General features: G+C 70.3%; 8 protein-coding genes and 1 tRNA gene. 1 reads left to right on the top strand and 8 read right to left on the bottom strand.

Annotated elements, in window-relative coordinates; translation table 11 throughout:
• From AN218_RS17785 to AN218_RS17780, 3 genes are all read right to left on the bottom strand, one after another.
• Positions 1–1,831: VWA domain-containing protein (locus tag AN218_RS17785; RefSeq protein ID WP_070017877.1), on the bottom strand; the 1,831-nt coding region annotated here is incomplete at its 3' end.
• A gap of 382 nt (positions 1,832–2,213) precedes the next feature.
• Positions 2,214–2,348 (bottom strand): DLW-39 family protein, encoded by a 135-nt coding sequence (locus tag AN218_RS37530; protein WP_003958712.1) that lies wholly within the window; start codon positions 2,346–2,348, stop codon positions 2,214–2,216.
• A 233-nt stretch (positions 2,349–2,581) separates the two neighbouring features.
• Positions 2,582–2,794 (bottom strand): hypothetical protein, encoded by a 213-nt coding sequence (locus AN218_RS17780; protein ID WP_070017876.1) that lies wholly within the window; start codon positions 2,792–2,794, stop codon positions 2,582–2,584.
• A gap of 238 nt (positions 2,795–3,032) precedes the next feature.
• Between AN218_RS17780 and hemC the strand changes: the two genes are divergently transcribed.
• Complete coding sequence (gene hemC, locus AN218_RS17775) at positions 3,033–3,992, top strand: hydroxymethylbilane synthase (protein ID WP_275936979.1); 960 nt, start codon at positions 3,033–3,035, stop codon at positions 3,990–3,992.
• A 79-nt stretch (positions 3,993–4,071) separates the two neighbouring features.
• Here hemC and AN218_RS17770 read toward each other — a convergent pair.
• The 5 genes from AN218_RS17770 to AN218_RS17750 form a co-directional block, all read right to left on the bottom strand.
• A tRNA-Ile gene (locus AN218_RS17770) sits at positions 4,072–4,148 on the bottom strand.
• Positions 4,149–4,228: 80 nt separating this feature from the next.
• Entirely contained in the window at positions 4,229–4,981 is a 753-nt protein-coding gene (locus AN218_RS17765) for a DUF3566 domain-containing protein (protein WP_420855981.1), read from the bottom strand.
• A 3-nt stretch (positions 4,982–4,984) separates the two neighbouring features.
• Positions 4,985–7,654: a DNA gyrase subunit A gene (gene gyrA / locus AN218_RS17760; RefSeq protein WP_070017875.1), complete on the bottom strand. Its 2,670-nt coding sequence runs from the start codon at positions 7,652–7,654 to the stop codon at positions 4,985–4,987.
• A 100-nt stretch (positions 7,655–7,754) separates the two neighbouring features.
• A complete protein-coding gene (gyrB, locus tag AN218_RS17755; RefSeq protein ID WP_070017874.1) occupies positions 7,755–9,881 on the bottom strand; it encodes a DNA topoisomerase (ATP-hydrolyzing) subunit B in 2,127 nt (708 codons plus the stop codon).
• 243 nt (positions 9,882–10,124) lie between these two features.
• Positions 10,125–10,573 (bottom strand): DciA family protein (locus tag AN218_RS17750; RefSeq protein WP_070017873.1); only part of this gene is annotated, 449 nt, incomplete at its 5' end.

Below are 10,573 nucleotides of genomic sequence, written 5' to 3'. Positions count from 1 at the left end.
CGCCGGCATCGCCGTCCCGGCCGCCACGGCGCCGTGCCGCGGCCGACCACCAGGCGAGACCGGCCAGAAGCAGCAGACCCACGCCGCCCGCGACCACCGCGAGCACCGTCGGACCGCTCCATCCTGCACCGTCCCGCACGGCACCGTCCGGGCCGCCGCCCTTGCCCGCGGCGTGCGGATCCGCCGGATCGCGGTCCGCCGCGGGCGCGTTGTGCTGCGGCCCTGCCTTGGCCTCTCCCTTGACGTCGACGCGGAGCGTCACGCCGATGTCGGGATTCTCCGCGATGCGGGCGGCGTCCGCCCCGAGTGTGACCGCGATGTAGTAGTCGCCGTCGGTGTGCACGGGCACCACGTGCGTCCGGCTCTCGAACCGGTTGGTCCAGGAGACCGGCACCGTACCGCCGGAGACCTTGCCCGGTTCGCCGTCGTAGGAGGCGCTGCCGGTCAGTTCGCCGTCACCGCCGACCGGCTGCCGGTACGGCGTGAAGGTGCCGGTACGGATCGAGGAGTACCGCCTGCTGGTCCCGTCCACTGTCGGCTCGTTGCTGAACTCCACGTCGTAGCGGAGCTGTTGGCCCCAGCCGACCGGCACCCGGTACCAGAGCGTCTGCGACGGCAGCACCTTGTCGCGCCACACGCCCCTGCCGATCCTGGCGGCGTCGTTGAAGCCCGTGCCGCCGTCGGCCTTCCGGCCGCGGCCCTGCGGAAGCGTCGCGTCGGCGCCGCCCGCGCCGAGGTCGGGCTCCGAGCGGGCGGGCGTGGTGCCCTTCGTCAGCGGCTTCTCGGACGTGTACGTCAGCTCCAGCGGCCAGCGTGCCGACGCGGCACGGGAGTTCGCGCTCCCGCCGTCATCTCCGTCGGCTCCGCCGTCGCCGTCCCGCTCCACCGTCAGCAGATAGCGGCCCGGCCCCCGGTCGCACTGCCCGGACGACCCCCCGCTGCCGGGGATCCGGCTGACGGACGAGACCAGCGGGACCGCGCCCTCCTCCTGGCCGAAGTGCTCGGTGTCGGACGCACAGCCGATGCCGGACGCCCCCGGAGGGATCAACTCCGTACGCAGACCGTCGAGTCGGCCGACCGCCGATCCCGGCTCGGGCACGGCGGTCGCGGCGAAGTCCGCCGTGCGCCCGCCGTCCATGCGCACCGCGTACCAGCGCTTCTCGCCCGGCCCGATGGTGTCGAGATACTGCCCGGAGGCACTGCCGAGCGCCGCGGCCGCTCCGGAGTCGGAACCGCCGCGGATCTTCCTGCCCTTGAGCCGGTAGCCGTCGACGGACAGCCGTCCCGCGCGCTGCAACTGGCGCGCGAGCGCGTCCGCGTCCGGAGCGTCGTAGTAGGCGCCGCCGCCGGCCCGTGCCACGCACTCCAGTTGCTCGCGGGCCTTGCCGCGCACCTTGAAGCCGATCGCGTCGATCCGCAGTCCGACGCCCTTCTTGCCCAGTTCGCGGGCGACTTGGCAGGGCGGGGGATCGCCGCAGTTGTCCTCGCCGTCCGAGATCAGCACGATCGTGCGGCGGCCGGTCGCTCCGGCCGGCGCCGCCGGAAGGTCGTCGGCGGCCTTGCGCAGCGAGTGTCCGATGGGGGTGTCGCCCTTGGGACGCACCTTCGCCACGGCGTCCTTGATCCCCGCCCGGTCCAGCGGACGTACGGGCTGCGCGAGCCGGGTGTCCGTACAGCCCCGCTGCTTCTGCGAACCGTAGAGCCGGAGCCCCGTCGGATAGCCGTCGGGGAGGGAGTCCACGACGGTGCCGACGGCCTTGCGCGCGGACTCGATCCGGGTGCTGCCGGAGCCGTCCGCGTCCGCCATCGATCCGGAGGAGTCGAGCAGCATCACCAACGCACCGTTGTCGTCTGCAACGGATGCAACGTCGTCGGAGGCGGATGCCGCGGGCGCCCCCGTCGCCGGTACGGACAGCAGCGCGACCGCACACGCTCCCGCAACCGCCGCCGTGCTGATGCCTCTTCCTCGCCGTGCCCTCATGCGTCCCCCGTCCTCGCGCACGAAGATGTGCCGCGGTCTCCTTTGCCCGAGACACTAGAGTTTGCTTAAGCACACGACAAGGGGGTGGCTGTCACAGTACGGCAACGCCCGCCGTACGCGCGCACGCACAGCGGGTACGCGCATATCCGCGCGTGCACGCCCGTACCCGCGGACGCGAAGAGGCCCCGACCGCCTGGGCGATCAGGGCCTCGCTACGCGAACGTTCGTGGTGTCACACGCCCGAACCTGCGGGCACGGAGTCGGTCGCCTCCGTCCACAGATCCTGCTCGGCGCGATCCGCCTGGATCTGGCGGTACACGAGGAGCCCGCCGATGGCGGCCAGTGCGACCAGGAGAAGCTTCTTCACCGCGCTACCTCGTCCTTCTCAGAGACGTTGGGACCAATCTGGCGCCCGATGATACCCAACGCCCCCCTGCCACCGCGGAGTCCGCCCCGGTCGGCGACGATCACCGTACGGGCGTCGCGCCGGCACCGTCCGAGCAGCGCGGACGGCGTCCCGACGAACCCCGCACGGCGCGCTCATCTCGGCCCGCGCGCCGGGCGGCGCGGCCCCGCAGCCACGCGTCTACTCCCACACGTCTATTCCCACACATCGGCCTTCCCGCCCCGCCATTCGATCAGCACCGGATCGTCGAGGCGTACCTGGTCGGGGTCGAGGCCCGCACGGCGGAGGATCACGACCAGATCGGCGACTCCATGGGCCAGTCCGAGCTCGTCCCCATCGACTCTGTCAGCGGTGATTCGGCGCCCGCCCGAAGGAGAGGGCGGATGCACGACGATCGACGCAGCCATAACCAAAAGAGTGCGCCGCCTCGACGGATGCCGCATCTTGAGACGGCAACTCACAGTATCGTCACCGGCACACAGCGCGACACGGCCCAATGTGCGGGCCGCGACACCACGTTGAGCCCGCCCCCGTACACGCCCTGTACGAGCCGTACGAGCCGTACGAGCCGTACGAGCCGGACCGGTCCGAGCAGAAACCGGAACCGGACGGAACCGCGACCCGGACCCGAGCCGAGAGGATCCCGTGCCCGAATTCCCCGGCCGCACCCTGCGCATCGGCACCCGTGCCTCGCCCATGGCGCTCGTCCAGGCGGAACGCGCCGCGACGCTCCTGCGCGGCCTCGTCCCGGGGCTGGCCACCCGCACCGTACCGACGACCACGTCCGGCGACACCTGGCCCGGACCGCTCGCGGACGCCGGTGGAAAGGCCCTCTTCGTCAAGGAGGTCGACCGGCGGCTCCAACTCGGCGAGGTCGACGTCGCAGTGCACTGCCTCAAGGACGTCCCCGGCGACCGCCCCCTCCCCGAGGGCCTGGTCACCGCCGCGACCCTGCCCCGCGACGACGTCCACGACGTGCTCCTCGCCCCGGACGCCTCACCGGTGACCACCCTGGACGACCTCCCCGCCGGCGCCGCCGTCGCCACCGGCGCCGTACGCCGCCGGGCCCAACTCCTCGCGCTGCGGCCCGACTTGCGCGTCGTGGACGTACGAGGTGCGGTCGCCACGCGCCTGGAGAAGCTGGACGGTCTGCGCCCCGTCCTCGACGCGGACGCGATGGTGCTGGCCAGGGCGGGGCTCATGCGGCTCGGGCTCACCGGGCGCATCCGCCGGGTGTTCCCGCTCGACGAGGTGCTGCCGGCCGTCGGCGCCGGCGTCCTGACCGTGCAGTGCCGGGCGGACGACGAGGCCGTCATCGCCCTGCTGCACCGCGCCGACGACCCGCGTACACACGCCGAGGCGACAGCGGAACGCGCGATGCTCCACGGCCTGCGCGGCCACTGCGGCTCCCCCGTCGCGGGCCACTGCACCACCGACGAGAACGGCCAACTCACGCTGCGCGCCGCGGTGTTCACCCCGGACGGCACCCGCACCGCCCGCGCCAGCCTGCACGCCACCAGCCGAAACGACGCCGCCGCCCTGGGCACCCGCGTCTGCGAGGCCCTCCTCACCCAGGGCGCCCGCACGATCATCGACGCGCCCTGAGACGACGACCCGCGGGGCGGTCACGCCGTCGACCGCACACAAAAAGGCCTGTTACTCACGTGAGTAACAGGCCTTTCGCTGGTGGGGCTAACAGGACTTGAACCTGTGGCCTCATCCTTATCAGGGATGCGCTCTAACCATCTGAGCTATAGCCCCGCGCTGCACCGAAAGATTAGCGCACTTCCATCCGCGCCCCCAAATCCGTTGTCAGGGGCGGATCCCGCTGTTCCCCGTGCTCACTCGTCCTCGGCGAGGGTGACCTCGACGCCGCCGACGAAGCCCGCGGAGAGGTTGTAGATGAAGGCCCCCAGCGTCGCGAGCGCCGTCGCCAGCACCACGTCGATGACGGCGATCACCGTCGTGAACAGCAGCACCTTCGGCAGCGACAGGAACGACTCGATCTCGAAGCCGCCGCTCGCGTCGCCGGACTGTGTGGCCTGGCTGATCGTGCCGGATATGGCGGAGAAGACGCCCATCGCGTTCATGACCATCCACAGCACCGCCACGGCGACGATCGTGCAGACGCCCAGCGCTATCGACAGCAGGAAGCTGACCTTCATCACCGACCACGGGTCTGCCTTGGCCACCCGCAGCCTCGCCTTGCGGGTCCGCGGGACCGCACGGGCGCTCGTACGCGGGCGGCGCACCGCGTTCCCCGCGGCGACGCCGAAGCCGCCGCCCGCGGTGGACGTCTCCGTGGTGGTGCCCGAGCCCGCGCCCGTACTCGTGCCCGACGGGCCGGTCGGCCCCGTCGGCCCTGTCCCAGGACCGGAGCCGGAACCCGAGCCCGCGCCCGAGTTCGGGTCCGAGCCCGAGTTCGCGCCGCCGCCCATGCCCGCCGTCGGCGGGGTCACCGGCGGAGCCGGATACGCCTGCGGCGGACGGTGCGGCTGGGGCTGTGCCTGCGGCAACGGCTGGGCTTCCTGCGGCTGTTGTTGCCGCGGCTCGGCCCCCTGCTGCGCATGAGGCTGCGGCTGGGCACCACTCACGCCCTACTCCTCGTCGTCCGACTCGTCCGGCTCGCTCGATTCGCCCGGCTCACCCGGCAGGTCCGCCGCATCCGCTGACGGCACCCCGCCGGGCTCGACGACCGCTTCGACCTCCTCGGCCTCACGGCCGGCCTCGGCGTTACGTGCGACACCGACGACCGCATCCCGCTTGCCCAGGTTGATCAGTTGGACGCCCATCGTGTCACGGCCCGTCTCCCTGACCTCACTCACGCGTGTACGAATCACACCGCCACCGAGCGTGATCGCGAGGATCTCGTCGTTGGCCTCGACGACCAGTGCGCCCACGAGGGAACCGCGGTCCTCCACGATCTTCGCGGCCTTGATGCCCAGGCCGCCCCTGCCCTGTACGCGGTACTCGTCGACGTCGGTGCGCTTCGCGTAACCGCCGTCCGTGGCGGTGAAGACGAACGTACCCGCCCGCACGACGTTCATCGAGAGGAGTTCGTCACCTTCACGGAAACTCATGCCTTTCACACCGGATGTGGCACGGCCCATCGGGCGCAGTGCGTCGTCCGTCGCCGTGAAGCGGATGGACTGCGCCTTGCGGCTCACGAGCAGCAGATCGTCGTCGGGGGAGACCAGTTCGGCGCCGATCAGCTCGTCGTCGCGGCCGTCTTCCATCTGGCGCAGGTTGATCGCGATGACGCCGCCGGAGCGCGGGGAGTCGTAGTCCTTGAGCGGAGTCTTCTTCACCAGGCCGGACTTGGTGGCCAGCACCAGATACGGCGTCGCCTCGTAGTCGCGGATCGCGATCATCTTCGCGATCCGCTCGTCCGGCTGGAAGGCGAGCAGGTTCGCGACGTGCTGGCCGCGCGCCTCCCGCCCCGCGTCCGGGAGTTCGTACGCCTTCGCGCGGTAGACGCGGCCCTTGTTGGTGAAGAACAGCAGCCAGTGGTGCGTCGTGGAGACGAAGAAGTGGTCGACGATGTCGTCCTCTTTGAGCTTCGTGCCCCGTACGCCCTTGCCGCCGCGCTTCTGTGCGCGGTAGTCGTCCGTCTTCGTCCGCTTCACATAGCCGCCACGGGTGATCGTGACGACGATGTCCTCCTCGGCGATCAGGTCCTCGATGGACATGTCGCCCTCGAAGGGGATCAGCGTCGTACGGCGGTCGTCGCCGAACTTCTCGACCAGCGCGGTCAGTTCCTCGCCGATGATCTGCCGCTGGCGTTCCGGCGAGGCCAGGATCGCCTTGTACTCGTCGATCTTCGCCTGGAGTTCGTCGTGCTCGGCGGTGATCTTCTGCCGCTCCAGGGCCGCCAGGCGCCGAAGCTGCATCTCCAGGATCGCGTTGGCCTGGATCTCGTCGATCTCCAGCAGGCCCATCAGTCCGCCGCGTGCGTCCTCGACGGTCTGGCTGCGCCGGATCAGCGCGATGACCTCGTCGATCGCGTCGAGCGCCTTCAGCAGACCGCGCAGGATGTGCGCCCGCTCCTCGGCCTTGCGCAGCCGGAACCGCGTACGCCGTACGACGACGTCGATCTGGTGCGCCACCCAGTGCCGGATGAAGGCGTCCAGCGACAGCGTGCGCGGTACGCCCTCCACCAGCGCCAGCATGTTGGCGCCGAAGTTGGTCTGGAGATCGGTGTGCTTGTAGAGGTTGTTGAGCACGACCTTGGCGACGGCGTCCCGCTTGAGGACGATCACCAGCCGCTGGCCCGTACGCGAGGACGTCTCGTCCCGTACGTCCGCGATGCCGCCGACCCGGCCGTCCTTCACCAACTCGGCGATCTTCAGGGCCAGATTATCCGGGTTCACCTGGTACGGAAGCTCGGTGACGACCAGGCACTGACGGCCCTGGAGCTCCTCGACCTCGACCACCGCGCGCATCGGGATCGAGCCGCGGCCCGTGCGGTAGGCCTCCTCGATGCCCTTGCGGCCCACGATCAGCGCGCCCGTCGGGAAGTCCGGGCCCTTGATGCGCTCCATCAGCGCTTCCAGCAACTCCTCGCTGGAGGCGTCCGGGTGCTCCAGATACCACTGCGCACCGGCCGCCACCTCGCGGAGGTTGTGCGGCGGGATGTTGGTGGCCATGCCGACGGCGATGCCCGCGCTGCCGTTGATCAGCAGATTGGGGAAGCGGGCCGGCAGGACCGTCGGCTCCTGGTTGCGGCCGTCGTAGTTGTCCTGGAAGTCGACCGTCTGCTCGTCGATGTCCCGGAGCATCTCCATGGCCAGCGGCGCCATCTTGCACTCGGTGTAGCGCATGGCCGCCGCCGGGTCGTTGCCCGGCGAACCGAAGTTGCCGTTGGAGTCCACCAGCGGCATGCGCATCGACCAGGTCTGGGCGAGGCGCACCAGGGCGTCGTAGATCGAGGTGTCGCCGTGCGGGTGGTACGTGCCCATGACGTCGCCGACGACGCGGGCGCACTTGTAGAAGCCCTTCTCCGGGCGGTAGCCGCCGTCGTACATCGCGTACAGCACGCGCCGGTGCACCGGCTTGAGGCCGTCGCGGATGTCCGGCAGCGCACGCGAGACGATCACGCTCATCGCGTAGTCGAGATACGAACGCTGCATCTCGGTCTCGAGGCTCACCGGATCGACGCGCGAGGCCGCGCCCTCGATCTGCACCGGCGCCGGGTCGCCGGCGACGGCCGGCTCGGCGCCCTCGTCGCTGCCGGGGCTGTCAGGGGTGGGGGTGATCTCGTCGGCCATTGCTCAGCTCAAGTCCTTCGGTGTGTGTGCGGTGCGCCGGACTCCGCGGCGGTGTACGGGCGTCGGGCGCAACGGGGGCCGGCGTACGCGGGTGCCGGGCTCAGATGTCGAGGAAGCGGACGTCCTTGGCGTTGCGCTGGATGAACGAGCGCCGGGCCTCGACGTCTTCGCCCATGAGGATGGAGAAGAGGTCGTCGGCCGCCGCCGCGTCGTCCAGCGTGACCTGGCGCAGCACCCGGTGGTCGGCGTCCATGGTCGTGATGCGCAGCTCCTCGGCGTTCATCTCGCCCAGACCCTTGAACCGCTGGATCGAGTCGTCCTTGATCCGCTTGCCCTGCTCGCGGCCGAGCTGGATGAGGCTGTCGCGCTCGCGGTCGGAGTAGGCGTACTGGTGCTCGTCGCGGCCCCACTTGACCTTGTACAAGGGCGGCTGCGACAGGAAGACGTGCCCCGCCTCCACCAGCGGACGCATGAAGCGGAAGAGCAGCGTCAACAGCAGGGTGTTGATGTGCTGGCCGTCGACGTCGGCGTCGGCCATGAGAATGATCTTCTGGTAGCGGAGCCTCGCGATGTCGAAGTCCTCGTGGATGCCCGTGCCGAAGGCCGAGATCAGCGCCTGCACCTCGGCGTTCTGCAGCACCTTGTCGATCCGCGCCTTCTCGACGTTGAGGATCTTGCCGCGGATCGGGAGGATCGCCTGGAACTCCGGGTTACGGCCGGACTTGGCCGAGCCGCCCGCCGAGTCGCCCTCCACGATGAAGATCTCGCACTTGGCCGGGTCGTTGGACTGGCAGTCGCTCAGCTTGCCCGGCAGCGACGCCGTCTCCAACAGGCCCTTGCGGCGCGTGAGATCGCGGGCCTTCCGTGCGGCCACCCGGGCCGTCGCGGCCTGAATGCCCTTACGGATGATGTCCGCGGCCTCGTTCGGGTTGCGGTCCAGCCAGTCGGTGAGGTGCTCGTGCGTGACCTTCTGTACGAAGGTCTTCGCCTCGGTGTTACCCAGCTTGGTCTTGGTCTGGCCCTCGAACTGCGGCTCGCCGAGCTTGACGGAGATGATCGCCGTCAGGCCCTCCCTGATGTCCTCGCCGGTGAGGTTGTCGTCCTTCTCGCGCAGCAGCCGCTTGTCGCGTGCGTAGCGGTTGATCAGACCTGTCAGCGCCGCGCGGAAGCCCTCCTCGTGGGTGCCGCCCTCGTGGGTGTGGATCGTGTTCGCGAACGAATACACACCCTCGCTGTACTGGTTGTTCCACTGCATGGCGATCTCGACCGAGAGCAGCCGCTCCTTGTCCTCGGCCGCCATGTCGATCACCGTGGGGTGCACCAACTCGCCCTTGCGGGAGTTGAGATAGCGGACGAAGTCGGCGATGCCGCCCTCGTAGTGGTAGCGGACGGAGAGCTGGTTGCCGTCCTCGTCGACGTGCTCCGCGCGCTCGTCGATCAGCTCGATGGTCAGGCCCTTGTTGAGGAAGGCCATCTCCTGGAAGCGGCGCGCGAGCGTCTCGAACGAGTACTCCGTGCTCTCGAAGACATCCGGGTCCGCCCAGAAGGTCACCGTCGTACCGGTCTCGCCCGTCTCCTCGTTGCGCTGCAACGGCGCGGTGGGCACACCCAGCTTGTAGTCCTGCGTCCAGCGGTGGCCGTCGGTCCGGATCTCCACCGCCAGGCGCTGCGACAGCGCGTTGACGACGGAGACGCCCACGCCGTGCAGACCGCCCGAGACCGCGTAGCCGCCGCCGCCGAACTTGCCGCCCGCGTGCAGCACCGTGAGGACGACCTCGACCGCCGGCTTCTGCTCGGACGCCACGATGCCCACGGGGATGCCGCGGCCGTTGTCGTGGACCCGCACGCCGCCGTCGTCCAGCAGCGTCACGGTGATCGTGTCCGCGTGCCCGGCCATGGCCTCGTCGACGGAGTTGTCCACGACCTCCTGCACGAGGTGATGCAGACCACGCTCGCCGGTCGAGCCGATGTACATGCCGGGACGCTTGCGCACCGCCTCGAGCCCTTCGAGGACGGTGATCGCGCTCGCGTCGTACGAGGGTTCCTCGTCCGCGGTGACCGGCGAGACCGGCGGACCCACCGCGGGAACCTCGGCACCGGCGCCGTCGACCGGCCCGGCCTCGGTCCCGGTGTCCGCTCCAGCACCGCCCTCGGTGTCGGTGAAGTTCTGCTCGTACTCGTTGAGATCGCCGGAATCGGCCACGAAGCGCCCTTTCTGGCACAGCACAGGCCGACTCCGGGGTGGTGGAGCGGCTGCGTCGTTCGACATGTTCCGCAACGGGGCGGGTTCGCCACCAGTGTACCGGTGGCGACAGTGTGAATGGGGGTTTGCGAGTGCCTGAGTACGCATGTGCCGTCCTGAACTGGCGTCCGCCGACTCCCTATATGCACACCGGGGGGCCAGAACGCTCACAGGGGCACTCAGCGCTTCCACCTGTCAACGCCCGATCACAGTGAGCGCCGTCACGGATCACCCGTAGGTGTCACCAGGGCCCTTGCTACCCGGTGCACGCAGCGGGCCACTGCGGGTGCTCGGCGCCTGCGGTCCGCGCACCTTCAGCAGCGCCACCGTGCCCTCGCCCAGGTCCTCGTTCAGCCGGGCCACCAACTTCGGTGCCAGCAGCCGCAGTTGCGTCGCCCACGCCGTGGAGTCGCAGCGCACCGTGAGCACCCGCTCCTGCTCGTCGTAGTGCTGCGGCTCGCAGTGCTGTGCCACCTCCGGGCCGACGAGCTGCGGCCAGCGCCCCATCACACCGCCCACCGCGGCCGGGACCTCCCAGCCCCGTTCCGTGATCAGACCGCGAACGGCGGCGCCCAGCGGCAGCGGATCGCGCCCGTCGCGTCCCGCGCCGGAACGGGGCGCGCGCCCGCGCCGTACGTCCTTGCGCTGCTGGGCCGCCGCACCGCGCGAGCGCGCCT

Origin of the sequence: Streptomyces nanshensis, from assembly GCF_001751255.1 — a bacterium.
Classification (GTDB): domain Bacteria; phylum Actinomycetota; class Actinomycetes; order Streptomycetales; family Streptomycetaceae; genus Streptomyces; species Streptomyces nanshensis_A.
The sequence above is the reverse complement of the archived record's forward strand: the minus strand, read 5'-3'. Positions and strand labels throughout refer to the sequence as shown.